The sequence below is a fragment of the Alteromonas marina genome (assembly GCF_000808575.1).
Taxonomy (GTDB): Bacteria; Pseudomonadota; Gammaproteobacteria; order Enterobacterales; family Alteromonadaceae; genus Alteromonas; species Alteromonas marina_A.
This window is the reverse complement of sequence record NZ_JWLW01000012.1, coordinates 141,672-167,305: the sequence shown is the minus strand read 5'-3', so window position 1 is coordinate 167,305 and position 25,634 is coordinate 141,672. Positions and strand designations below refer to the sequence as shown.

The following is a 25,634-nucleotide window of genomic DNA, read 5'->3' as shown; positions in this document are numbered from 1 at the left end:
AATTCCTTGAAGTACGTATTCGCATAAGTAAGTTCACTGTAAATTGTTGCTATCAAGAGAATACTCTGTCAGCAAAAAGGTTCAACTAATCTTATCTTAAACGAGAACACAGCCTTCTTTAGATCTACTTATATCGTTATTTACAAAGTTGAAAGCAGAAAGGTCGCTGAAACGTTACAACTAGCGCATTAATCGTTCACTTGTATAGATGCGACGTCAAACGGTGTTCCCCCTGAAGGGGGATATTGTATGCATTTAATAATGCAGTGCTGTCTGTTTTATCTCAATAATCGTAGTGGCACCCAAAGCTCTGTAATTTGGGTAACAGAAAACACGTTCGGGAATGTTTATGTTAAACATTTAAGGGAAAAAGAATATGAATAGTAAGCGAGTTAAATCCACGGTAACGGCAGCTGTTCTAACAGCGTTTTTTTCGGTCAACGCATTCGCACAGTCCGCTCTGGGCTCTAAGGTCGAATTAATTGGCGAAATAAAAGGCACACAAATTACCGGTGTAACTGTCAGTAATGATGGGCGAGTATTTGTAAATGCGCCCAACTGGCGTGACGGTGTAGGTTTTTCTGTCGCTCAAATAACCAATACCGGTGAGTTTGTTGCCTACCCCAATAGCAAAACAAATGAGTGTGTAGCGCAAAGTAAAGTAAGAAAAGATTGCTTTTTAGCCGTGCAGTCAGTGGTTGCCCATAATGATAAACTGTATGTGTTGGATACTCGCAACCCTAAGTTTCAAGGTGTGGTGGATGCACCTCGCTTGTTTGTGGTTGATTTGGCCTCAAATGAAATCGAAGGTATCTTGCTCCTTAGCGAAGACGCTTACCACACTGATTCGTACATTAATGACTTGCGAGTAGATGAAAAAACGAATCGCATATATATGACCGACTCGGCTCATGCGGGTTTAGTGATATATAACCTAGATGACAATACTAGCTATCGCATTTTAGATAATCATGAAACTACAAAAGCGGAAGTAGAGTTGTTAAGTATTCAAGGTAAGCCCTTCAGCATGACCGTTCAATCAGACGGCATCGCGTTAGATACGTTGAACGAAACATTATATTTCCATGCTTTGTCAGGTTATTCACTGTATGCCATCAATACCTCTGATATAAAGAAAGCATCGAATGAGGAAGTGGCTAAAAAAGTGCGAAAAGTCGCTACAACAGGTGCGCCAGATGGCATGATTTATCACGAAGGCAATGTCTATTTAGCTGACCTGGAAAAGCAAGAGGTGCAGTACCTTACACCGAGTCTCGACCTTCGCACACTTGTAAAAGGCGATGTGGTGAGCTGGGCTGATACCTTTAGTATTTATAACAATGCGCTTTACTATACGAACAGCAAAATCCAAGATGCGGGCAGCAATGTAAGTGATATGACGTTCGAAGTATATAAAACAGCGCTACCTGCACGTTAAAGCACGAGAAATAATTGAGGGAAAGGAAATGGTCATGACAAAAGGGATCGGAAGCGCGTCACTTTGTTTGGTAGCAGCATTGTTAATAATAGGGCAGGCTTCTGCTAAATCAGATTTTGAGTATGGGCCAGTGTTCAGCGCCTTCGGAAAACATGCGCCAGTGGATGGCGTTAGTTTTACTGAAAATCAAGTATTCAAAGTAGCGTTTGACGTAGCTAAAGCAGCAAACCCGGGTGAGGTTAACCGCAAGTTTGAGTCGCTGGCTCGTTTTATAAATATGCACGTTGCCAACGGCGTTAAACAGCAAAACCTTTCCCTTGCTCTCGTGGTTCATGGCTCTGCCACAGAAGAGATGCTTAAGGGGGAATTCTTCAAACAGCGCAAAGGGCAACGTAACGGTAATGAAGTTCTGCTTACTGCACTTATGGAACAAGGCGTTGAAGTGATACTTTGCGGGCAGTCTGCTACGGCTCATGGCATTGAAAAAAGTGCCTTGATAGACGGAGTGAAAATGGATTTGTCAGCCATGACAGCCCACGCGCGCTTGGCGCAAAAAGGTTACTCGGTTAACCCTTTTTAACGAATTTAACACACTCGAAGAGTGCGTCTATGTAACGCAATAGACATCATGCGTAGCTCAGTGAGGGTAGTCTGGTTAAGACCAAGAGCGGACCTTATGGGAATAGGCTGTAAACTTCCGAGTTGTGCCAAACGTGGCCGTTTACGAGCAGGTATCATAACGGCACATTCGTACGTGATATGGTCATTTAACCTACTTTATTTGCCAAAGCAAAATTAACTATAAACGGCCGTAATTTGGTTGAAAATTGAATCCATTAACGGACTGTTGAGCTAAAACTTGGCCTATGGCCTGTTTTTTCATTCAAACAACGCTCAGTAATTAACGTTTTGTCATGGCAATGATGCCTGTCATTTTTAGCAAGTCCGTCTAATACATACATCACGCCACGACACGACACGAAAACCACTCCTTGTCATTTCGGCGTCTACGCGACCCAACCAACCAGAATCTGTAAAACAACAAGGGCACGTGGACATCAAGTCAAGCCCGGTGTGACAAACAAAGTGATTCATAGTTTTGAGCAAACCATCAGATAAAAAAGGAGGTAAACACCTCCTTATTGAATAAATACAATGTTTTTGCAATTTCAGATAGTGCTCAAAGCGTCGGCAAATCCCTGCAAATAAACCGGCAGGGTAATTTGCTTATCGTTAATATCAAAATACGCGACAGCCATCACCTGCCCCTGCTGCATCTGCGCCAATAATATGGAGTCAACAGCAATGTTAGACTCACACACGTTGCTATCACATTGCTTCAGAGGCACCCGAATTGCAGAATGATCATCAATTTTCATCCCCAATCCATGTTTGGCATTGGCCATCGGCGGCACCCGCAAAGTTAGGATGATGCCCATACGCGTTTTACTCACTGTCGCGCCGGCCACAACGTGGGACGTGCCCTCATGTGAATACGTCACCTTTTGTGTCAGCATACACTGGTTGGCATCGTTACAGCTGCGTTGCCACAAACCAAAGTCCGAAGTGTTACTTTGCTTAGCTATACCCGAATCTGTGACCAGCAACAGGCTAACTAAACCCAATATTATGTAAATTCTTTGCATGATTATAAAACAAGGGACTTACGTCCCTTTGTCCATTACGCTGCTTGACGCAATGCGCGTTGACGGCGCACAAACATCAGACCCAAACTGCACATGAAAAGGCCAATGCTGGCTGGTGCCGGCACACTGGCCACATTATCCGAAACAAACTCAACCAGCGCTGTTTGCGACATATCCACTTGACCACTACCGTCAAATGCGATGTTGGCTACAAAGGCTGTAGGGCTATTCGGATCCACCATGTTTGAGGTATCAATGCCGGTAATACGGACGCGATCCACCGGGTTAATAAAAGTAAATAAATCGCCTGCCTGCCAATCTGCTTCCGCGAGTTCCCAGTCACCCATTGCTGTATCCCATAAGAAGATATCAAACAGGTCATCATCAAAACCGGTTGGCAACTGAATTGCTGAGAATAGTGGTCCTGAATTTACCTGATAATCGTAACCCACCGCGACATCCGGATCTATGGCGTATAGAAAGCCGTCTTGCACGTCGAAGTTAAAGCTCCACGAGCTGGTTTCTTCGCTTACCGAGCTAGGCAAAATTGGGTTATCGGCACTGCCTGGGCCTTCGGTAACTAATTCAGGGGTAGTTGGCGCAGGGTCATCATAACTAAACGAAGATACAAGACTAAGTTCGTTTCCTCTCATCTCCAACAAATGTACACCGCCACCCTCTGCCGGTGAAAAACCTGTTGGAATATATGGATTGTCCTCGCGATACCACTCTAACTGGTCATAACGAAACTCAATGTCATAATTTTTACCCGAATCTTCCCAACTGGTATTTAAGTCTTCCCGCTCAATGATCACGACCTGGTACTCATTCTCATATACCTGAGAATAAGGACTCCTATTGTCTCTTTCCTGCAAAACAAAACCTGGCTGATAGTAGGGCACGTTAATTTCATTTGAGAAGTAAAGTGAGACCGCGTCTCGGCCACCTACGCTTCCCTCAGCGACCCGTGCCGAACCGGAATGTGGCGCGAACCCAATATTTTCTTGACGTACCAGGTCAATGTATAATTCTGGCCCGTTGCCGAATACTGGATCCAATTGGTAAGCATCCCGCGGCAATATATCACCGTTGATATGGACCAAAACGTCAGAGGTATAGTCAGGCGGCGTTACCACAAAAAAGCCATCGGCAAATGAATCATTGTAATCGACAGAATGAATTAAGTGTGAATATTGAATGCCCAAACCATCAGAACCACCAAAGTCGTAACGTAAATTGGAAGTTTGAATGGGTTCTGCTAGGCTCCCTGCAGAGAATATAAAAGCCGATGCTAAAAGCGCTGAAGAAATATTTTTATACATTTTTGGTCCTTAACTTATTGTATTTCCCTTACTTTTAAAACTGTTTTAGCAAAAATGGTGCCATTCCACTTAATCCTAGAAGATATATAGCGTTCAGCCTATATGTGGCCGTGTTATAAAAGCGTGTTTGTAAATTTAGCTGACATTAGGTTGGTTAAATAATATGCATGCCAATAAGTTCAATGTCGGCAAGACGCTCTAGCGATACTTTAAACCCAATATTTTCGTTGAATTTAAAGCGAGATTGAACAACATTGGTTTCAACCATTACCATCTGCACCGAAATCCTATGGTACTGCTCAAGCACGTGAAACCTGACCAAGCGCAATAATGCGCTCAAATGGGGTTGTGTCGGGCAGTGTACCAAGAGCGAAACCACTTCCGTTGCCTAGCCTCGACTCACAGAAGGTGTGGGCAATATCTAAAAGGGCGTTGTCGTTATCGACTGACGTTGCAAGAAGAGAGCATGCTTGCAGTGCTAATGCCATTTGTTCGGTTAAATAGCGGCTACGCGTTTCCATATTTTGTGTTTTAGATAGCTCATCGAACAGCTTACTAAGATGGATATCGTAATCCTTATTTTTGCCTACTTGTGTTTTAAGTTCGTTGAACAGGGCCTCTTTAACATTAGGCTCTTTGGCAAATGCGCGCAGTACATCTAGGCATTGCACGTTTCCACTACCTTCCCAGATAGAATTAAGTGGGGCTTGGCGGTAATAACGGGGCATAGGATTTTCTTCAACGTAACCAATACCACCTAAACACTCTTGCGCTTCGTTTACAAACATAGGCGTGCGCTTACAAATCCAGTATTTCCCAATTGCGGTGGCCAGCCTTGCCAGTGCAGCTTCATGATTATCATTTTGTGCACTATCTACCGCTTTTGCCACGCGCATAGTAAGCGCGGTTGCAGCAGCACACTCAATGGTGAGGTCTGCCAGAACATTTTGCATTAGTTGCTGATTGACTAAGGTTTTGCCGAAGGCGTCGCGGTGGCTTACATGGTATAAAGCGTGAATCAGTGATTGCCGCATAAGTGCTGATGATCCTATCATGCAGTCAAGTCGTGTAAGCGAAACCATATCGATGATCACCGGCACGCCGCGGCCTTCTTCGCCAATCAAGTATGCCGTGGCTTCTTGGAATTCAACTTCAGATGATGCATTGCTCCAGTCGCCCAGCTTGTCTTTCAAACGCTGAATGCGCACGTTATTAAGTTCACCGTTTTCAAGCACTCTTGGTAGTAAAAAACAGCTTAGCCCGCCTTCGGCTTGCGCGAGAATAAGATGAGCGTCGCACATGGGGGCAGAGAAAAAGAACTTATGCCCTACAATGTGGTAACTGCCATCCGCTTGTTTCACTGCTGTACTAGTGTTTCGCCTAACATCCGACCCGCCTTGTTTTTCGGTCATGCCCATGCCAATAGTCAGCCCGTGTTTCTGACTCGCGGGTAAGGTGCGAGGGTCGTACACGCCATTGGTGGTTTTATCCAAGTAGTAAGGCGGTAAGCTTTTTCCATATCGCATGGCGGGGATCGCTGCGTGTGTCATTGTCAGTGGGCAAGATGTACCAGACTCTGCTTGGTAATGCATATACATCAGGGCTGCTCGGATGGTGTGTGCGCCTTCGATACCTTCATGCTTCCACGAATAGTTATGTACATTATGCTGCATAGCACTTTCCATAAGCGCGTGATAGCTTGGGTGAAATTCAACATCGTCAATGCGGCGGCCATAGCGGTCAAATGTATGGAGGACGGGCTTGTTTTTGTTTGCGAGTTCTCCATGGCTCATAAGGGTATCACCCGCAATTTGGCCATACTTTTCTAACAGGCCCTCATCGTGCTGATGTGAGGAGGGGAGGTGCTCATTCACAAATATACGTAGCAACGCATCATCACGCCACACATTGTAAGGGGCGGCAATAGTGGGCTGGTTGTCTACAATGTGCGTTACAAATCGATTTGATAAAGTCATGGCATTTCCACTTAGTGGTTACACAAAAAATGTGTCTTTGTCTTTGCTCTCTATATTGAACATTACATCATTAGTTTAAAATTAACAAATAATGTAATGTTTGTGCCTTGCGTGTGTTTATATAATGATGGAAGTCGCGTGGTTGGCCTCAAGTGGTTTATGTAGTCAACTGAGTCGAGGCTTGATTAAGTATTTAGGCTCTATCTAAAACAAAGAAGTAAATAGAACTTGCAGCTAGAAAAAGAGAAAAAGCCCGTCGCACGAAAGCTTCTGCTAAAGCTATTGGGTTCCCGAGACAATATTAAAATGAATGCCAGTGCAGCTGTTCGCGTGGGAGCATTGTTTGGTATTTCTGAAAACAACATTCGAGTAACGCTAACCCGCTTACAGTCTGCACACCTAATCACCTTGGTTGAACGCGGTTATTACAAACTAGGCGACGAAGGTATTCGTTTTGCTAAAGAAATACACCAGTGGCGAGAAGATGAAAATGGGCTTGTACCTTGGCAAAACGATTGGGTTGTCGCTCAAACTAGCCCCATTGCCAAAAGTGATCAAAAGCAGAACAGAAATAACGAGCGTGCACTTAAGCTTGCGGGAATGAAAAAGCTGGCAAACGACTTTTACATTAGGCCGAATAATTTTTCAGGCGGAGCAGGCGAAGTAAGAGACAAACTTTATTCACTTGGTCTGTCGAGGAAGGCCCTATTGTTTAGCGCCTGCGATTTTGACAGTAAGACACAAACCAAGGCGATGGGACTATGGCGCCACTTAAACCTAGAGTCGCTGTATAGAAACGGATGTAATGAAATAGAAGAATCTCTCGCTCGTTTGACTTCTTTACCCCTTGAAGAAGCCACAAAAGAATCTTATGTGATAGGAGATAGAGCGTTATATCACTTGGTCTTTGACCCTTTGCTGCCAACACCACTTGTAGATGTAGCAATGCGCGAGCGTTACCGTAACCTTGTAAAAAAATACGATGATATAGGCGCACAGATATGGTTACGCTTTTTAAACCAAAATTGAGTGAGTAAACGTTGAATTAGAACGGAAGTAGCTGAAATGGAAGTAAATATGACCGCATCAAGACCATTATTTAAACATATTCGTAATCATACCGCGCTTTTCAGTGAGCTTTCTCAATATAGAAACGCCGCGGTAGAAACATTAGGGTTTTCAGGCTTTGAATTTCATAAAACCCCAAAGTTCGTAACCGAAGATGGTAGCAGGCTTACTATAGAGCCTGAAAGAAGTATTGTTCTCCCAAAAGTGAAAGCACTGGCAGGGCTTAAAAATAAGTTAACGCAAGCCATCTCTACGTTGCACATGGTTGAACATAGTGAAATAGGCTATCGCTATCCAACAGCAGCGTTAGCAGGTCTAGATGCTCCGTTTATAAAGCGCATGCGCTCTGAGTATTTTCATAAAGTGGATGAAGACAGAAGCATTTGTCGTCCTGTGAATTTGTCCTACGGAATAAAAAGTCGGGGAAAAGCTGATAACCGTCAAGAATACGAAGTCTGGATGCCAGAAGAAGCGCCAGATCAAAATCCGCTGCCTTTGCTCATAAACGCGTACGGCGAAGACTTACCCGATGATGTAAGGCACTTTGTTGAACAACCTTCAAAAGTGCATGGTTGGATGGGCGTTAAGCGTGCGGCTTTCGAGGCGCTTTATACTAACAAACAACACTGTGGTGACTTAATCATTTGCATCGCCATGAGCGTAGACGCCTACAACATTGGTGCTAAACCAGATTTGGCCTATTCTCCTGAAGCGGAAAGTTCTATTGCTGTAAGTAACGCTGAGTTTGAGTGGGAAATAGAGGGGTACTATGCTCCGCGAGGCTGGGCGTTTGATCACGATGGAGTGTGGGCAGCAATAAATCACACGTTAGAAGCTATTAGTGAGCCGCTCGATGATTTATACGGCAACGAAATTATTCCTATTGCCGAAAGTAAAACAGAGCGAATTTTGTCAACATTACAATCACTGGGCGTCACGCAACAAGAAGTAGACGAACTCAATCTTCAGCCTTGGGAGTTCATGCTTACTGAAAGCGAGCATAGGGTGAAAGCGCACGATCCCAGTCGTTCTGTTAATTTATTGGGTAGACTCAATAGACTCTTTTACCAACCAGAACAGCAGTTGCCTTCACTAAATTGGATGCACGATCTCATTCTATAGGTTTAAACTTTAAAGGTTACTCTACTGTCCGATTTTATTTAATATCGTTCACAAGGCTAGGCGCGCTGAAAGCAATTTCATGCGCGCTTTTTTATATTCCTTCTGAAGTCATTCTGTAACTAAAAAGACTTATATGTAAAATTTTATATAAAATATGCCTGTTTTTGTAAATAACTTTCAGTTTTGTCGTGATCTGTCTGTTTATTTTGCTATTTCTGTAATTAAATTACGTAAAATGCTTTATTTTTTGAAAGTATTGTTCATAATGTATTCATCACTCAGGTGATATCTAATTTAGTTACAAAATAGGAATTCAAAAATGAAACTGTCTACTTTCGCAATTGCTCTAACACTATCTGTTGCTGCCACTCAATCTTTCGCAAAAGATGTCGTACTAAAGCCAATTAACGACAACATCGAAACACAAGCATGTTTAACTGCTGCTGAAGATGGTTTTGGTCCTGCATTGCGTCTTATCCGTTCAAAAGGTTTTAATGCAGAAGAGTTCAGTGCATCTGTACGCTGCAACGGCGAATCACTTCGCACTTTTGCTTACATGTACAAAAACAACAAGGCGACTGAAAACGCGAAAACTGTAGCACTTGTTGCTAAGAACCAAGATGTTGCGTCACAGGCTTGTCTAGAAGCGCTTTCAGTAGGTAAAGAAGCGGCACTAGCGAAGTTTGGTTTGGAAGGTGAGAACATTATTTGTAACCACAAAACAATGTCTGATTTTGTTCGCGAATACAGTGCAGAGAACGTAGTTGTTCGCACTGCTGCTGAGTAAGACTGCGTTTTAGGATAGCAACCTACTGCTAATATTTAGTACAGTTTCATGGCCTTTCGCTTGAAAGGGCGAAAGGCCTGACACTTTACGCTTCGCTTCATTTAATTCTACGTAAGTCTCCACGCATCGGCCAACCTTTAGCCGCACCGTTCAGTTTTTTCATTACGTATAGGCCTTAAAATAGGCGTAACGCTCCACCTATAGTTATTGTTTTTTGTCTGAATGAATCAAATGAAACTCAGTTTGTCTACCATCTAAATAGGTTACTGACTTACCGTCAAAAAATGCATCTTCTTCCAGCATAATTCTAATTTCTTTGTTCCACTCTTTAATAAAGCTTGCTGCATTGAGTTCTATCGAATAGGCCGTTTGTGCAAACACTGGATAGTCACCTTGAACTGGTACTCCTTCCTGTGCATCCCACATTCCTATCGTTGGACCTGCCGCGTGCCCATGAAAACCAAGCGGGTGGGTGTAAATAGCGGGCGTAATGCCTTGTTCGATAGCCTGCTGTCGCGACATACTCAAAATAGTGTTACCTGTTCTGCCTACCTTAAAATTACCGGTCAGAATGTCCTGCAACTGATTTCCGGATTTGAGTGCGTTTTTAAGTGAAGCTGGCGCGTCTTTTTCACCAGGCTTTAACACGTAAGCATGCTGCTGTTGATCAGTATTAAGTCGAAGGTAAGTAATGCCGAAATCAACATGAATGAGATCGCCTGGACGTACGATGTTTTCGCCAGGGCGTTTACTGAACGCGCTGATTTGATCGAACACATCATTGTCTTGGCGTTGAATAGAGACGGTGGGATGAAACCAATTAGTAAGCCCTAGTGCACGGGTTTGGTCGCGAAGCCACCATACAACATCGTCTGTAGTTGTTACGTTAGGTGTAATGACTTCATTTGAGAATGCCGTTGCTATAAGAGAATGACCAATTTGGGCCAGAACAGGATAATACTGCATTTCCAGTTCACTTCGTGTTTCTAACCAACCAATTGAAAGCTTCTCACCACTCACTACACGGCTTTTTAGTTCTTTAGGAAGCACAGCCATAAATTTTTCGTGCTCAGTAGCGGTCATGCCATCGGCAAGTGCGAAAGCTTCAGACTTATTTATGGCTATTTTTGAGGGACTGCGGGTCTTGATAATATTTTTCAATGCTTCCCACTGGTCGGGTTGCGCCTCCTTATCCCACGCTTTTTTAAATAATGAGCCTACTGCGTACCTTGCTACAGCCAAACGTTCTAGCGGTTGTCCATTGCCTGGGTCATAAATGACCAACATGGTATGACGTCGTGCGGAAATCCAAGTAGAAGGTAGCATGGTTTTTAAAACGGGATCTTCATTGTATTCCCGGGACATTAGCACCCACATGTCGATGCCTTCACGCTCCATTATTTTTGGCAATACGGTTTCAAAGCGTTCAACGGTGATCTTATCTATAAGTTCACTGCGTTGTTTCATACTGAGTATGTCGTTAGCCCATGCGTGTACTGGTAGGGTTAACATCACAAAACTTAGTGTTACTGCGAGTGCCTTTCTCATCCTTGCTTCCTGTCTTGTATTGATGCAATTACCCGTGATCTTGTATTAAAGAACAAACTGTTAACTAACAGCTAACACGGGCCTTTAGCATTCAATCTAGCATCATTTTCATCTACTCAGCTAGGCTGAAATTCACGCGTAGCTCACTACTTCTATTTCAATATTCTTCTGAGCCATAAAATAAAAGCGTCTACCTGGTTCATAATCGCCATGGCTAAAAGTATTGAAATTTAGTGCCAGAACCCGCTGCTCTGTTTCGTCTAAATTAGGCACAATAATACCGATGTGGTTGATATTGGCGAGGGTTTTATAATCGCTTTCTATATCATTGATAATTTTAGGTCTGTAAAGGGCTAGGTAGTCTTTATCGTTTCCTACGTGCACCGTGTAGCCGTCATTTTTGGCGCCGCCGCTCCACCGTACTTTCCAACCAAATAGCGTACAAAGTAAGCTGGCTAGCTCATCTGGGTTTTCAACGGTGATATTCGCGTGCTCTAAGTATGCAGTTGTCATGTGTTTTTCCTTGTGTAGATAATCAACGAAAAACAGCTTAATATCTAAAGCTAACTTTAGATCAAGCGTTTTTTACCGCTATTTCGAAATTGGAAAAGGGGCGTTATGGCACCAGAACCTATGGTAAGCATTGGCTTTATTGCCAAACGTACTGGCAATGCTGTTTCATTAATTCGCTATTATGCCAACGAAGGGCTAATTCCTTCTGTGCGCACAAATGGTGGAAATAGAGCATTTCCTCGCTCTGTCATTCGCAGAGTTTCCTTTATTTTGATTGCGCAAAATATGGGTTATTCCCTTGCTGAGATAAAGAGTCTATTGTCTACACTTCCAGACAACAGAACGCCAACACAAGCTGATTGGGCAAAATTAAGCACGGTGTTTAACCAGCATATCGAAGCAAAAATTGCGGCGCTGACCAGTTTGAAGACGTCGTTAGAAGGCTGTATTGGCTGTGGGTGTTTGTCATTAGACCGATGTAGGCTTTACAATACCGACGATAAAGTGGCAGCCCGAGGTAGCGGTGCCCAGTTGCTCGATGAAAACGTGCAATCCCAGTTTTTAGTTTCACATAAAAAGTAGCGCTTCATGCATCCAAAAAATCTCCACAGAAACGGCTATCCTATGGATGCGCTGTGCCAGACATACCCGGCGCTTAAGCCTTTTCTCGTTCGTGCTAAAAGCGGCAATACCAGTATAGATTTTACTAGCCCACAAGCGGTGAAATTGCTTAATGCGGCCTTACTTCATCACTATTATCGTCTTGAATATTGGGATATTCCTGATGGCTACTTATGTCCCCCTGTACCTGGAAGAGCAGATTATATCCACGGTATTGCTGATTTATTAAAATCAACAAGCAGCAGTGCGCAGGGCGGGCAGAGTCAAAACGAAAAAGATCAAAGCGTTCGTGGGCTTGATATAGGCGTAGGCGCAAATGCTATCTATCCTATTATCGGCGTTTCATCCTATGACTGGTCGTTCGTAGGGAGTGATGTTGACGACGTCGCAGTAAAAAGTGCTAGAGCTATTGCTAGTAAAAATAGTGTGTTAGCCCATAAATTCCAAGTGCGTAAACAAGCGAATAGAGCAAGTATTTTCAACGGCGTGATTGAAGCAAATGAACGGTTTACGTTTACTATGTGCAATCCTCCGTTTCACAAGTCTGCGCAAGATGCACTGTCTGGCACGCAAAGGAAGACATCTAATTTAACCCGTAACAAAAAGAAACGAAGTGGTGCAAAGTTCACTGATAATCGGGATCAAGGTTTTGGGCGTCGTACATCTAAGCTAAAAGATCAAAATGCTTCTTACCAAGGTAATTACGCGAACTTGAATTTTGCGGGTCAAGCTAATGAACTGTGGTGCGAAGGTGGTGAACTTGCCTTCATTCAGCGCATGGTTCAAGAGAGTGTCTCTGTAAAAGACAATGTAGAATGGTTCACCTGCTTGGTGTCGAAGAGTGCCCACTTGAAACCAATTAAAACCAGTATTGATTATTACGGTGCTACGCAGTGTAAAGTGGTTGATATGGGACAGGGCAGTAAATTGAGTCGTTTTGTTGCGTGGACTTTTTAACCGTCGTATCGCTAAGTTAAATTGACCGAGTACAGTTGAAACAGCGTAGTGCGAGCACGCATAGCATTTACTAAGGGAAGTGGTTCTTATTCTGAAGAACCACTTTCCAATTCAAGTTTAGAAGCTGAAGGTTTTTGATACACCAAATACAATGCGCTCATCGGCGGTATCAAAATCAAGATTGGTGTTTTCAGCAGCAATTTCGAAATCAAACCCTTCATAACTCGTTTGGTAAGCCAAACGGTAGTGGTAGAAAGAGGTGTCATCACCATTCCACAGCCACTTGTCACTGTCTAGTGAGTTAGATACGTCAAAGCTTGCACGTAAATGATGGTTGGGTGCGAGTTCAAAGGTATGAGCTACCATTGCGATAGCGTGTTTTGCGCCTGTTCCAAAGTAATCCCACGTGTACCAAAAGTTTAGTTCTGAGCTACCGTAGTCACTGGCATAACCAAACTTGGTATACACCTCTGGGTAATTGCCATCACTTGAATCATCGCCACCGTGATAAGAATAATAAGCGATGCCGTAGTCCAAACTCACCGTTTCGGTTAGCATTTGGTAACGACCCACGTAAAAATCCCACTCAAGGTTTGTATCGCCACCAAAATCTACATTAGATGCCCACGTGCCTGCATAAGTGCCGTTATCAAATGCTTTATCAACACCGCCTTGTAGTGCAGGGTCGTTTTGCGTTTGGCTAACGCCGTTGAAGGTATAATCTGAAACCGCAGAGATGTTGGCGCTCCAATCAGCGAATGAAGCTGAAGAATACAACGCTGCGACAATAGCCACTGTGAAAATATGCGCGGATGTAAAAAAAGAATTCAATTTTTTCATTGTTAAACACCTGTTTTTATCGTTGTTTTATTTGGCCCGCTTCCTAGTTAATGCGCTTTTACGCCGGTTTCGGGCAACACTTACCCCCATTGGCTCAAAGTGAGCCAATGTTAATGAGGTAAGAGGTGATTGATTTAATTAGTTGAGATTTTCTATCTTGGTAAAGTCGATTTTATTTTCTTTCGGCGATGTTTTGATGGCCGTCACCGATTTAAACTTCTGACTTAGGATGAAAGCAAAGCAGCTAAAGAAGATAGCGATAACTAACGCACCCACCCACTGAATTTGCAAGAAGTCTAGTTTGAACAGCAGCGTGAGTAGCGAAAGTGCCACGATATTGAGAGCAATGTAATTGCCTTTACCGATGCGTTCAACGGTCATGTTTAGATTATCTGTGTACAGTCTAATCAGTGAATCAAGTGAGTTGATTACAAAAACGATACCTACAAATACCATTGCCATATTTGTAATCCCTTCCGTTGGAATACCTGCGCTGTGGTAGTGATACAGCACAGAGAACCATGCAGCGATAGGGATAGATGGAATAACCATCATAGCCAGCATAACTTGATAAGTTTTAAGACCGCCCACGAAACGAGACGTAAACTGACCAATCATGATGCTCCAGCTGAACCACCAGAATAGATAGAACTCGTGATACTCATTAATGGGCAATACGAAGTTATCGATGTTCGCAAAGTACCCGCCAATAAGACCTAGGTTGGTAAAATAAGCCGTTATCTCACTTTCGCCAAATACAAATGCTGCCGCCCACATGCCAACAATGAGGGCGATGAATACCCATGTTGTTGTTAGGCTTAAAATACGCACGTATTTAATGCTAGTGCTCGAATATACGGCAAAAGCAATGGCTGCAAACACAATCAGGTAGAACGCAGGCACGACAGATTCTCCGTCGCCTATAGACGGTAAATACCACGGAAGGTTAGACAGTAATAGAAACGCCGTGAAAGCACAGGTTCCGATGATTACAACGTTGTTTACGAACTTAACAACCGGAAGCTCGAAGAACTTTACTTTCGGTTCGATTACGCAGAAATAAAAACAAGTAAGAAAGTAGAATCCCCAAATTAAGAATCCCCAGAACCCAAACTCAATGGCGAGCGGATTGGTGAAGGCATATTCAGGACTTGCGCTTATGTCAGCATAACCAGCAAATTCAGTGAGCGGGAACATAATAAGGCCCACGTCCAAACCTGAGGTAAAGAGAATGGCAATAAAGGTAAAGGTTCTAACTGGCGTTACGCCGACCACTTTCATGTTGCCCCATTTAAACAAAATATAGGCTACAGAAAGTAGGGTGAAAATAATGCCTGCACTAAGCCATACTGTCATTATCACCCTCCCAATATTGATAAAAATGAAACATGTTTTTTCCTTTTTTTCGTTATTAAACAGTCCACCCAACTACACATTAAATCCTTATATTGAAGGCGGCATGTAGGCACTGTGGAAGGTGCGCTTGCTTTAACAACAAGCACACTGGTGCGAGATAGTTCAGAAATTTAGCGTTGCTCTGTTTGCCAATGCGGATGAATATCCACGGGCACATTTTGTGGTGGCAAAGCGGGTTTACCCAGAATGATGTCTGCCGCCTTTTCCGCCACCATGATGGTTGGCGCATTTAGGTTTCCGTTTGGAATTGTGGGGAAGATAGAAGAATCCACCACTCGCAATCCTTCTATGCCATGAACATTGGTTTGAGAATCTACCACTGCCATCTCATCTTCACCCATTTTGCAAGAGCATGATGGATGGTAAGCGCTCTCAACGGCTTCACGCACAAAAGCGTCTATTTCTTCATCCGTCTGAATGTGCTCGCCAGGCTGAATTTCGCCGTCTCTGAAGTCGTCGAATGCTGACTGTGCGATGATTTCTCGTGTAAGTCTTACGCATGCTCTAAACCCTTCGATATCATCTGGATGCTGCAAATAGTTAAACAAAATTTTAGGTGGAACCGTCGGGTTAGCCGACTGAAGGGTTACGCTACCTCTACTTTTAGGTTTGTTGTGACCTACGTGCACTTGAAAACCATCGCCATCAAACGCTGACTTTCCGTCGTATCGAATAGCGGCAGGCAAGAAGTGATACTGAATGTCTGGCCACTCCACATCTGCTTTCGAGCGAATGAACGCGCAAGATTCAAAGTGATTCGTAGCGCCTAACCCAGAACGGTTAAGCAACCAGCGAGCACCGATCAACCCTTTTGAAATTAAGCCCAGTTTGCGATTTAACGTAATTGGCTGTTTGCACTTGTACTGGAAATAAAATTCCAAATGATCTTGCAGGTTTTGACCCACACCCGGCAGGTGGTGCTTAACATCGACACCTGCTTTTTCAAGAATATCTTTGTCGCCAATTCCAGAAAGTTGCAGGATGTGTGGCGAGCCAATAGAGCCGGCACTTAAAATCACTTCGTTAGAGGCGGCAGTTTCGGTTTTACCGTTCACCAGATATTCAACGCCTTTTGCGACTTTATCTTCCAGCACGACTTTAGTAACCAGCGCGCCAGTCACTATAGTTAAATTCTTACGCGATTTTACCGGGTCAAGATATTCACGGCTTGCCGAACTGCGTACACCGTCTTTCACGGTCATATGCATAGGGCCGAAGCCTTCTTGCTGCTTGCCATTGTAATCGCTAGTGATGTCGTAGCCCGCCTGTTCGCCGGCTTTAATGAAGGCCGTATAGAGCGGGTTCTTCATTTCGTTACCGTTGTTAACGCCGAGTTCACCATTGCCACCTCGGTACGCGTCGTTACCTTTGTACCAGGTTTCAGCTTTTTGGAAATAGGGGAGGCATGCTTGATAATTCCAGCCCTCTGCGCCGTGAGCTTCCCATTCGTCAAAGTCTTTAGCGTGGCCGCGTACATACACCATACCGTTAATGGATGACGAGCCGCCCAACACTTTGCCGCGTGGACAGTGCATTTCACGGTTGTTTAAATAGGGCTCTTTTTCAGTGTTGAATTGCCACGCATACTTGTCGGTATTCATAGGAATAGACAGCGCCGTTGGCATCTTGATGAAAATGCTTTTATCTGAGCCACCGGTTTCCAGTAGCAACACCTTGTGCTTTGGGTTTTCTGATAAGCGGTTCGCTAGCACGCAGCCGGCAGAACCAGCTCCAACAATAATGTAATCAAATGTCTGCATATGTACTCCTACTGCGGCTTAAAACGGGCTCTCAATTTGGCTCATACCTACATAAACCGACTTGGTTTGTGTGTAGCTATTAAGCGTTTCAACGCCGTTTTCACGTCCAATGCCAGACTGTTTGTAGCCGCCTACAGGCATTTCAGCCGGAGAGTTACCATATGCATTTATCCAGCAAATACCGGCTTGAAGCTGGTGGATAACGCGGTGCGCGCGCTGGATATCCTTACTAAATACACCGGCAGCTAAACCTAGCTCAGTGTCATTCGCGCGTGCGATCACTTCGTCTTCATCATCGAAAACTAACACGCTCATTACTGGCCCGAAGATTTCTTCTTTAACGATAGTCATATCGTCAGTGCAGTCGGTGAAAATTGTTGGTTCGACAAAATAGCCATTAGGTGCGGATGCCGGAGAGGCAGCGTTACCACCGGTTAACAGCGTTGCACCTTCTGCTTTTCCTTTAGCAATATAGCCAAGTACCAGCTCTTGGTGCTTTTTAGAAATAAGTGCGCCCAGGTTTACGTTGGGGTCGAGCGGATCGCCCATAACAATGTTGTTTTCGGTACGGGCTTTAAGCTCATCAATAAAGGCTTGATAAACAGAACGTTGAACGTAAACACGGGTGCAGTTAGTGCAGATTTCACCTTGGGTATAAAAATTACCAAGCATAGCGGCGCTGATAGCTTGGCTAATGTCGGCATCTTCGAATACTACAAGCGGTGACTTCCCGCCAAGCTCCATTGTTACGTCTTTTAAGTTTGACGCAGCGGCGCTTTGCATCACTTTTTTACCTGTGCCTACCTCACCAGTAAACGACACTTTCTCAATGTCAGGGCTGTTTGTAAGCCACTGACCTACTTGCGCTGCGCCTTGAACCACATTGAATACGCCGTCAGGTACGCCGGCTTCGGTGAAAATTTCAGCCAGTTTAAGCGCACCCATAGGGGTTTCTTCTGACGGCTTAAATATAAACGCATTACCTGCGGCAAGAGCAGGGCCTGATTTCCAGCAAGCGATTTGAATAGGGTAGTTCCATGCGCCAATACCGGCACAGATACCTAACGCCTCTTTGCGCGTATAAAAGAAGTCGCCACCCACAGGCTGCTGGGTACCTAGTTGAGTAGGAGCAAGGCCGGCATAGTACTCGATGACATCAGCGCCAGTTTCAATATCAACACAGTCGGCTTCTTGAATAGGCTTACCGGTATCGAGTACTTCAAGCTTAGCGAGTTCGTCATTACGCTCACGAAGCAATGCAACCGCTTTATTAAGAATGCGGGTTCTTTCAATTGGCATCATTACTGACCACACTGAAAAACCTTCTTTAGCGCTTTTAATTGCTTCTTGTTGAATAAACTCATCAGCCACTTCTACGTGGTAAATTACCTCACCGGTTGCGGGGTTGGTTACTGCAAAGGTTTCTTTGCTTTTGTTTGCCATCGGCTTGCCGTGAATGAAATTCTGATAAGTCGGTAATGACATGCATAAACTCCTACTTTTAAAAGGACTAAAACTTTCGCCAATTTGCGGGTACTGCGCGTTAACTTCTTTTACGAATATCTAATACGTAGGAATAGTTTCAAAACGATGAATAGTGTTGAAACTAATTTCGCTTTTTAAAAAGCACCCTGTAAAAAAAACATCATTACCTACTGCGTCAATCATGCATGATTGAAGGCTTTCAAACGCAATTTAATACGCCTTTTTAATGATGATTTTATTTTAATTGGTCGTTCAATAAAAATAAATTGTATAGTGTTCTAACTATTGTTTCAACTTGTGAACTTTGTTTAAGGTTACATTTCTAAAGGGTTTATGTATTTGGGGTGAGGTTAAGTTGATGATTCTAATAGTTAATATTTTCAACATTAATTATATAAATAATCGGTTAACTAATTACCTAATTCGCTTTTTATTGGCTGATTAAAGGTGTGAAAATGTTTAACTGAAACTAATTGAGTTGAACGTACAGGACTAAATGCAACTGCTTTATATAACTTTGATGCACAGTTTGATAGGACTGGAAAGAGTCGCTTAATGGGTAGCTATGAAGTGACCCCCGATAAGTAGACTATCCAATTACTAGGGGTCTTTTTTATTGTGTTTGGTATACGCTAAAAGCTTCGCTTTAGGTGCTTAAATTACAGTGGTAATAACCTGAGTTGATCGAAAGGGTGGCAACATCACCTTTGTTCCAAAACACCACGTTCTTGTTGTTGGTGTATTTGGCCCCCGATGCTGAACGCGATAGCTGAACGATCTGATGGGTATTATTTAATAATAAGGCCAATGTGTCTGGCCCGAGCGTATTTACACGTAATGTAGTCAGATTGGCATTAGGCGTTTCGCATTTATATGTTTGGGTCGACTCTTGTTCATTGGCGCTAATAACATCTTGTTTTCGCGATGATGCCTGGTTAAGTAACTTAGTGTTTACACTGTTTTTTGTTGCACTAGCCGGTTGACTGGTCGTCGATTGAGAGATCTGTGCAACTATCGCCTTAATCGTTTCATTGCCATTACCGTCATAAAGCACCAACCAAGTGTTTTCCACTATCGAATAACTTTTCGATGCGGCTAGCATGTCGATAAAGCGTTGCTCTTGTTTCATCAGTGCAGGCGCACATGCCTTTTTGGTGAGAATGAGCTTATCAGTGGAAAAGGGTTCAGTTGAGTTTTCATTACTAAATACTGTTTCTGCTTCTTCTACATTAAGCGCTCCAGTAAACTGATTACAACCTGTACTGCCGCTGATTCTGCTTGTGTCGCCTCTTGTATTTACGTTAAGCGTAACATGACTGAAATCAATAATTCCTGCCTGACCTATACTTTCAACTTGCCAATGACTGGCAGCCAACGTAAGCGGTTTGCCTTCGGTATGCTTTTCACTGCCCTCGCTATTATTCGAATAGAGTGAGGGAGCCGAGCTGCACGCTGTTAAAAAAAGAAGCGCTGAACCTGCCAAAGCACAAAGGTACTTCCTGTAAGTCATGAAAACTCCAATTGTTTTAATCAATTTTACTATGATTCGTGATTGCCTACGAAGTTCACCCTAAGTTTCCTGTCCTAAATAGACGTTGGTTTACTTTGTCGTCAAGACGACAGTTTGTGACTGCGGGAGCAGAGTAAACTTAAACATCGATTTAACTTGTGGTTGAAGCAGCATGAAAAATTTAGAACAGCACTTAAGTGAGTACGCCAAGTACCACCGAGATCAAAGAAACATATATACCCATTACATCGGAATTCCACTCATCGTTTTCTCGGTATTCTGTTTGTTGAGTAAGCCTGCATTTCTCGTCAATGCCCCAATTTTTGGAGACATGGTTGTAAGTCCTGCGCTGTTTGTTTGGGCGATAGGTAATGCGTTCTATATAAAGTTAGATATAAAGCTTGGCGCAGTGATGACGCTAATAACAGGCGCTATGGTCTATTTCGCCCAACCTATCGCGCAAAATGGTATAGGAGTATGGCTTGCAGTCTCACTAGGTATCTTTATTGGTGGTTGGGTGCTTCAGTTTATCGGTCATCATTTTGAGGGCAAAAAGCCAGCTTTTGTTGACGACATTATGGGGTTGGCGATAGGGCCACTATTTGTGCTTGCGGAATTAAGCTTTGAGCTAGGCCTAAGAGGTGCCCTTAAAGAAGAAATAGAACGCCGTTCTGGCCCTGTAAAGTAATTACTTCTAAACAACGCGTTGAAATATCAAGCCTCAACGCGTTGTTACAAACTAGGGCCTAGGCTTGCATCTTGGCTATTGTCTCTTTACGCATCTGAATTTTAGACTCAGCAAAAGACTGTCTAGGCAACATTTTCAGTTTTTCTGCATAACCCATAGCCGTTGCTAAAACCTGCTCTTGAGGTACTGCAGCATCTAAAAAGCCCGCTTTAACCGCTTCGCTGCCTTGGTAGATACGCGAGAAAAGTAAGGCTTCGGTTTGGCTGGTGTTGGCAAGTCTAGCTTTAGCTAGCTCCATTCCGAATGGCGGAAGCACCATGCCAATGGCGGTTTCATTAAGACCATACTTAGTATCTGCGTCTTTACCAATGCGCAGGTCAGCAGCCATAAGCATAATTGCGCCCATTGCAATGCTGTGACCTTCTGCAGCAACGACTACAGGTAGTGGGAAGCTATATAGGCGTACGATTAGCTCAGCGCCTTTTGATACCAACTCGTGTTGTTTTGCTTTGTCGTCGGCTTTCATTACCGATAAATCAAACCCGCCGCAAAACTTGCCTTCACCGCCGTGTAATACAACCGCTTTTGCGTTTTGCTCTGCTTCATCTAAGGCATCGTTAAACTGCTGAATAAGCTCAAAGCCAACGGCGTTAACTTTTCCGTCGTCAAAGGTGATTACTGCAATATCGTTATTAATAGCTAAATTAAACGCCATGGTATGTCCTGTCACTTTCTTAGTAGGAATTAATTTACGTTACACTCTGTTAAGCGCAACTTTCTAGCAGTGATTGTAGGTAATTGATTTCTTTTATGATAGTGCTTTAGGCTTCATCTTCGGGATATGTGCTATGAATATCGGTAATAATTCGCGGAAGTTCTGCAATAAGCTTCTTTTTATATCGGCGTTGCCTGCGACGCGCTTTCGCGTTATTAGCCCGCCATTGCGCACGTTTATCTTTCACAATTCGCTCTAGGTCTTGGCCATCTTCTATTAAAATTGCGTCGTTAATGGTTGTTCGTTTTGTCATACTAAAACTCCAGCTTTAGCTGCTTATTGCGCCATTGTTTCGAGCGTTGGTTGAGTACGTGAAGCGAGACACTGTCAGTGGCTATTTGTTTGGCAAGGTTTAATGCAGCGCTGGCTTGCTTGTCGGTCAGGTTTTTATAGGCCGGAGACGCAATGACCTCATACCAAGCACAGCCGACAATATTGTCTAAAATCACCCGCATAAAACAGTGGTCATGATGTATTGGCCAGGTGCTTTTCTTCGTTGAAGCAATAGAAGGGAGCACATTTTTCGCGTAGTGTAAGAATTCTCGTAGGTTACTTTTGTGCTCTGTTAAGTTTGAAAGATAAGCGTGTGGGAATTGGTTTTGAAGGGAAGGTGTGTGCATGAGTGGTTTAGCCCCGGTTCAATTCGTTTACGCACTTTTATTACGGCATAGCAAGAGTTTACACGACACCAGTGAAATTCAGAGTTACACTATTTTTAGTTTTACTGTGTTTAGTTTATAGATTCTTAGTTTATTTATTCTTGGTTTTATGAGTTTTAGCCTAGTGCTAAATGCTCACTATTAATTACATGGTTGGTTAATGCGCCCTCATTTAAAAATTCTTGTTATAGAAGATGCTGTTGATCTGTTGGAACAAATTACATCAAGTATAGGTAACACCATTGCCTACTTTGACCGAAGCGATGTGGAAATAAGTCTGCTAGAGGCAAATTCCGTTGCAAAGGCACTACAATTTGTTCGTGAAGACGGTGACATTCAGGCTGTGGTATTTAGCTGGGATGTGGTAGCGAAGGTTAAAGAGCTGACAGACCTAGTGCCTTTAAATGGCGCAATTAGTGAAAGTGCGAGCCCCGTAGCCGAAAGTATCAGTTCACAAAACGCGAACGAGAAAACCACAAGCGAAAAGTCGTCTGCACGCAACGCGGTAATTGATAATAACGCCAGAGTTATCGACGCCATTAAACGAATTCGCCCTGAGCTCCCCGTGTATGTCTTAGGCGATGCAGTAAAAGGGCTGGATATTGTAAACCAAGCCAATGGCATTGAATCATTCTTCTATCGTAACGACATTATTTCAGACCCAGAGTCCATTTTGGGTTATATCATCAATGACTTTGATGATAGAAACGAAACGCCGTTTTGGACTGAATACAAAGACTATGTAGTAGAGTCTAATGACTCGTGGCATACGCCAGGTCACAGCGGTGGCGCAAGCTTTAGAAATTCACCCTATATCAGTGATTTTTATCGTTTCTTTGGCCGTAACGTGTTTGTTAGTGACTTATCGGTAAGCGTAGACTCGCTGGGTTCACTATCAGATGGCACTCACGCTATTGGTAAAGCGCAAGCCGCTGTCGCGAATACATTTGAAGTTCGCCATTCCTATTTCGTCACGAACGGATCTTCTACATCAAACAAAATTATTTTGCAGACGCTGTTGCGTGAGGGCGACAAAGTTATTGCCGACAGAAACTGCCACAAGTCAGTGCACTACGGCATTATTCAGGCGCGAGCCATGCCAGTGTATTTAGACAGCGTATTCAACCCTGAATACGGTATATTTTCACCGCCTAAAATGGCGCAAATTAAGCAGCTTATTGAAGAGAATTCTGACGCTAAACTTATCGTGCTGACGGGCTGTACCTATGACGGGTTATTGACTGACCTTAAGCAAGTCGTAAATTTAGCCCATGAGCATGGCATTAAAGTGTTCATTGACGAAGCATGGTTTGCGTATTCATTGTTCCACCCTGCATTACGTGACTACTCTGCTATCGCAGCTGGGGCAGACTATATTACTCACTCTGCGCACAAAGTGGTGTCGGCCTTCTCGCAAGCATCCTTTATTCACGTAAACGACCCAGAATTCGATAAAGACTTCTTTAAAGAGGTCTTTGCTATTCACACCAGCACCTCGCCCAAGTATCAACTTATTGCTTCGCTTGATGTTTGTCGTCAACAGTTGGAAATGGAAGGCTACAAAATCCTTAATGAGCTATTAAGTAATGTGGCCGAGCTCAAGTCGCAAATGGCCAAGTTCAAGCGACTTAAGATACTTTCGCCCAGTGACTTTGCGAATATGTTTTCTCACTTTGAAAGTGACAACATTGGGCACGACCCGCTTAAAATCTTAATTGACGTATCGGCGCTTGATTATTCAAATCAAGAAATACATCGTTTCTTGATGGACGAAGTCGGTTTAGAAATAGAGAAGTTTACCCATAGCACTATTTTAGTACTGCTTACGCTAGGCGGAATGCGCTCTAAAATTGTAAGGCTGTACAATGCATTGAAACGTCTTGATGACGGTGCTGTTAACCTTAGTAAGCGCAAGAGCAAGAGCCCGTTACCGGCAGACATTCCGCCCATTCATTTAGACGACCTTCCGTCGAAAGCGTTTTTCAGCCCTAGAGAAGCCATTCCATGGCAAAGCAGCGTTGGTCGCACAGCAGCAGGTTTAATTACACCGTACCCTCCAGGTATTCCGCTTATTGTTCCGGGGCAAAAAGTGGAGCAAGCGCATATTGATTATCTTCAGGCACTGGCAAGCCAAAAGCTAACCGTGCAAGGTATTTACGACGGTGACATTTATGTGGTTGCTGAAGGTTGAGACGCGTTTTTAGACAAAACTAGTAGTCAAAATATACTAATAAAAAAGGATTGAAAAATGATGAAACGAACCTCTGTGGCCTGTTTGCTAACAGGGCTATTATCAACAGCACCAGCGACTGCTAAAGATTATATAACCAGCGAACAGTTGCCTGATTGGTTCAGTAAGTCATTAGTAAAAGAGGCAAAGGATCTGCCTCGAACTCGCTTATCTCTTCCTGCGTTCCCTATCAATGCAACTGGCCTTGGTACATGGTCAGAGGCACAGTCTGAAGATAATTACTGGTACTTTACGGTAGATATCGGCTCTGAATCTCCTGTTGAGTGTTGGGCTTTTCAAGAGTATGACGGCTTAGCTAATTCACTCGTCAACATGATGAAATACGCGGTAAACAACGTATCAGCAAACTTAAATAAAGCGTTAGAGAGTCAATATAACTTCAGCCTTGATGTTTCAAACTTAGGCAATGTTCCCGTTTTCAGTTACGACATTCTCTACAATTTAGGTGAGACCGACGAACGGGTTTCTGGTTTGATGAAAGGCATGTCTGCGGAGTCTGCAAATGGTTTGCAGGTTTGCTTGCACAATGAGATTGGCTATAGAGAAACCTTTAAAGACGTATTCACCTCATTTGTTAATGCAGTAGATAGAACGGCAAATGTAAAGCCCTTCTTTTTTGCCATTAATGGAATGAAGATGCAGGGTGAACTAGTAGGTATAGTGTCTGAAAAATTCTCTGTTGATGCTGATGGCGATGTGGAAATTGTAGAAGCAACTTCACTTATTCTTCCTGTTGATGCTAATACTGTCTCATCTACCGATTCTTTGGCGCGTTCATGGAGCCGAGTTGACGGTACCTTGATCAATACTTACGAATACACCGTGGAAAACGGCGAGGTAATGTCATCAATGGGGCTGTCTAGAACAGAAGGAACATGGGTTATCGAGGGTGAAATACAAGGAAAGAAGGTAAACTCTGAACTTTCTTATGATGATGTGTTTACTTCAAACTTTGGCGCCTATCTTGAGACAAAAAAGTTAGCCAATTCAGACCAAGACTCTTTGAGCTATAACACGTGGAGCCTAGAAGGAGACCCAACTCAGCCGACACCAACAGTCATGTATAAAAAGAGTCAAAAAAATGGGTTATTGGAGCTAGTGGCTGAAATTGAAAGTTTTAAGATTGAATATACAGTCGATGAAGATTTCATTATGCAAAGAGCCAAAGTGGAAATGGGGCCTATAGATTACGGTGTTATGCCGATGTACGTATCTGGCAAGCCGATAAAGCTGTGACGGTGAAATTGTTCAT

General features: G+C 43.5%; 23 protein-coding genes. 10 read left to right on the top strand and 13 right to left on the bottom strand.

Annotated features, from left to right (window positions below; genetic code table 11):
- Nucleotides 1–376 precede the first annotated feature (376 nt).
- A complete protein-coding gene (locus RJ41_RS06380) occupies nucleotides 377–1,438 on the top strand; it encodes an L-dopachrome tautomerase-related protein (RefSeq protein WP_039218400.1) in 1,062 nt (353 codons plus the stop codon).
- A 34-nt stretch (nucleotides 1,439–1,472) separates the two neighbouring features.
- Nucleotides 1,473–2,018 carry a DsrE family protein gene (locus tag RJ41_RS06375; protein ID WP_240485739.1) on the top strand — a complete coding sequence of 182 codons (546 nt, stop codon included), beginning with the start codon at nucleotides 1,473–1,475 and terminating at the stop codon, nucleotides 2,016–2,018.
- Between the two features lie 589 nt (nucleotides 2,019–2,607).
- Here the strand turns inward: RJ41_RS06375 and RJ41_RS06370 are convergent.
- From RJ41_RS06370 to RJ41_RS06360, 3 genes are all read right to left on the bottom strand, one after another.
- On the bottom strand, nucleotides 2,608–3,084 hold the full coding sequence (locus RJ41_RS06370) for an invasion associated locus B family protein (protein ID WP_052235418.1): 477 nt from the start codon (nucleotides 3,082–3,084) through the stop codon (nucleotides 2,608–2,610).
- A gap of 35 nt (nucleotides 3,085–3,119) precedes the next feature.
- Complete coding sequence (locus RJ41_RS06365; protein WP_039218396.1) at nucleotides 3,120–4,406, bottom strand: hypothetical protein; 1,287 nt, start codon at nucleotides 4,404–4,406, stop codon at nucleotides 3,120–3,122.
- A 299-nt stretch (nucleotides 4,407–4,705) separates the two neighbouring features.
- Nucleotides 4,706–6,382 carry an acyl-CoA dehydrogenase family protein gene (locus tag RJ41_RS06360; RefSeq protein ID WP_039218394.1) on the bottom strand — a complete coding sequence of 559 codons (1,677 nt, stop codon included), beginning with the start codon at nucleotides 6,380–6,382 and terminating at the stop codon, nucleotides 4,706–4,708.
- Nucleotides 6,383–6,610: 228 nt separating this feature from the next.
- On the opposite strand from RJ41_RS06360, the gene RJ41_RS06355 reads away from it, so the two are divergent.
- From RJ41_RS06355 to RJ41_RS06345, 3 genes are all read left to right on the top strand, one after another.
- Nucleotides 6,611–7,411 carry a PaaX family transcriptional regulator gene (locus tag RJ41_RS06355; RefSeq protein WP_039218391.1) on the top strand — a complete coding sequence of 267 codons (801 nt, stop codon included), beginning with the start codon at nucleotides 6,611–6,613 and terminating at the stop codon, nucleotides 7,409–7,411.
- A 48-nt stretch (nucleotides 7,412–7,459) separates the two neighbouring features.
- A complete protein-coding gene (locus tag RJ41_RS06350; RefSeq protein ID WP_039219156.1) occupies nucleotides 7,460–8,572 on the top strand; it encodes a hypothetical protein in 1,113 nt (370 codons plus the stop codon).
- 319 nt (nucleotides 8,573–8,891) lie between these two features.
- Nucleotides 8,892–9,359, top strand: a complete 468-nt coding sequence (locus tag RJ41_RS06345) for a hypothetical protein (protein WP_014950289.1) — start codon at nucleotides 8,892–8,894, stop codon at nucleotides 9,357–9,359.
- Nucleotides 9,360–9,563: 204 nt separating this feature from the next.
- On the opposite strand, the gene RJ41_RS06340 is transcribed toward RJ41_RS06345, so the two are convergent.
- Nucleotides 9,564–10,907, bottom strand: coding sequence for a M24 family metallopeptidase (locus tag RJ41_RS06340; RefSeq protein WP_039218389.1), 1,344 nt, complete (start codon nucleotides 10,905–10,907; stop codon nucleotides 9,564–9,566).
- A gap of 132 nt (nucleotides 10,908–11,039) precedes the next feature.
- Nucleotides 11,040–11,420 carry a VOC family protein gene (locus RJ41_RS06335; RefSeq protein WP_039218386.1) on the bottom strand — a complete coding sequence of 127 codons (381 nt, stop codon included), beginning with the start codon at nucleotides 11,418–11,420 and terminating at the stop codon, nucleotides 11,040–11,042.
- 105 nt (nucleotides 11,421–11,525) lie between these two features.
- Here RJ41_RS06335 and soxR point away from each other — a divergent pair, with 105 nt between their 5' ends.
- Together soxR and rlmF are read left to right on the top strand one after the other, a co-directional pair.
- Nucleotides 11,526–12,002 (top strand): redox-sensitive transcriptional activator SoxR, encoded by a 477-nt coding sequence (gene soxR, locus RJ41_RS06330; RefSeq protein WP_039218383.1) that lies wholly within the window; start codon nucleotides 11,526–11,528, stop codon nucleotides 12,000–12,002.
- 6 nt (nucleotides 12,003–12,008) lie between these two features.
- Entirely contained in the window at nucleotides 12,009–12,998 is a 990-nt protein-coding gene (gene rlmF / locus RJ41_RS06325; protein ID WP_039218380.1) for a 23S rRNA (adenine(1618)-N(6))-methyltransferase RlmF, read from the top strand.
- 117 nt (nucleotides 12,999–13,115) lie between these two features.
- Here rlmF and RJ41_RS06320 read toward each other — a convergent pair whose 3' ends face one another.
- From RJ41_RS06320 to RJ41_RS06300, 5 genes are all read right to left on the bottom strand, one after another.
- Nucleotides 13,116–13,838: a TorF family putative porin gene (locus RJ41_RS06320; protein ID WP_052235417.1), complete on the bottom strand. Its 723-nt coding sequence runs from the start codon at nucleotides 13,836–13,838 to the stop codon at nucleotides 13,116–13,118.
- Nucleotides 13,839–13,976: 138 nt separating this feature from the next.
- On the bottom strand, nucleotides 13,977–15,194 hold the full coding sequence (locus RJ41_RS06315; protein WP_039218377.1) for a choline transporter: 1,218 nt from the start codon (nucleotides 15,192–15,194) through the stop codon (nucleotides 13,977–13,979).
- A 170-nt stretch (nucleotides 15,195–15,364) separates the two neighbouring features.
- A complete protein-coding gene (gene betA / locus RJ41_RS06310; RefSeq protein WP_039218375.1) occupies nucleotides 15,365–17,014 on the bottom strand; it encodes a choline dehydrogenase in 1,650 nt (549 codons plus the stop codon).
- An 18-nt stretch (nucleotides 17,015–17,032) separates the two neighbouring features.
- Nucleotides 17,033–18,499 carry a betaine-aldehyde dehydrogenase gene (gene betB / locus RJ41_RS06305; RefSeq protein ID WP_039218373.1) on the bottom strand — a complete coding sequence of 489 codons (1,467 nt, stop codon included), beginning with the start codon at nucleotides 18,497–18,499 and terminating at the stop codon, nucleotides 17,033–17,035.
- 646 nt (nucleotides 18,500–19,145) lie between these two features.
- On the bottom strand, nucleotides 19,146–20,009 hold the full coding sequence (locus RJ41_RS06300; protein WP_039218370.1) for an META domain-containing protein: 864 nt from the start codon (nucleotides 20,007–20,009) through the stop codon (nucleotides 19,146–19,148).
- Nucleotides 20,010–20,181: 172 nt separating this feature from the next.
- Here RJ41_RS06300 and RJ41_RS06295 point away from each other — a divergent pair, with 172 nt between their 5' ends.
- Entirely contained in the window at nucleotides 20,182–20,697 is a 516-nt protein-coding gene (locus RJ41_RS06295; RefSeq protein WP_039218367.1) for an Mpo1 family 2-hydroxy fatty acid dioxygenase, read from the top strand.
- A 58-nt stretch (nucleotides 20,698–20,755) separates the two neighbouring features.
- Here the strand turns inward: RJ41_RS06295 and RJ41_RS06290 are convergent, their stop codons facing one another.
- The 3 genes from RJ41_RS06290 to RJ41_RS06280 form a co-directional block, all read right to left on the bottom strand.
- Complete coding sequence (locus RJ41_RS06290) at nucleotides 20,756–21,412, bottom strand: crotonase/enoyl-CoA hydratase family protein (RefSeq protein WP_039218364.1); 657 nt, start codon at nucleotides 21,410–21,412, stop codon at nucleotides 20,756–20,758.
- Between the two features lie 106 nt (nucleotides 21,413–21,518).
- Entirely contained in the window at nucleotides 21,519–21,725 is a 207-nt protein-coding gene (locus RJ41_RS06285; protein ID WP_014977119.1) for a hypothetical protein, read from the bottom strand.
- 1 nt (nucleotide 21,726) lies between these two features.
- Entirely contained in the window at nucleotides 21,727–22,092 is a 366-nt protein-coding gene (locus RJ41_RS06280) for a hypothetical protein (protein WP_039218360.1), read from the bottom strand.
- 199 nt (nucleotides 22,093–22,291) lie between these two features.
- On the opposite strand from RJ41_RS06280, the gene RJ41_RS06275 reads away from it, so the two are divergent.
- Both RJ41_RS06275 and RJ41_RS06270 read left to right on the top strand, forming a co-directional pair.
- Nucleotides 22,292–24,322, top strand: a complete 2,031-nt coding sequence (locus RJ41_RS06275; RefSeq protein ID WP_039218357.1) for an aminotransferase class I/II-fold pyridoxal phosphate-dependent enzyme — start codon at nucleotides 22,292–22,294, stop codon at nucleotides 24,320–24,322.
- A gap of 57 nt (nucleotides 24,323–24,379) precedes the next feature.
- Complete coding sequence (locus RJ41_RS06270) at nucleotides 24,380–25,618, top strand: hypothetical protein (RefSeq protein ID WP_039218355.1); 1,239 nt, start codon at nucleotides 24,380–24,382, stop codon at nucleotides 25,616–25,618.
- Nucleotides 25,619–25,634 lie beyond the last annotated feature (16 nt).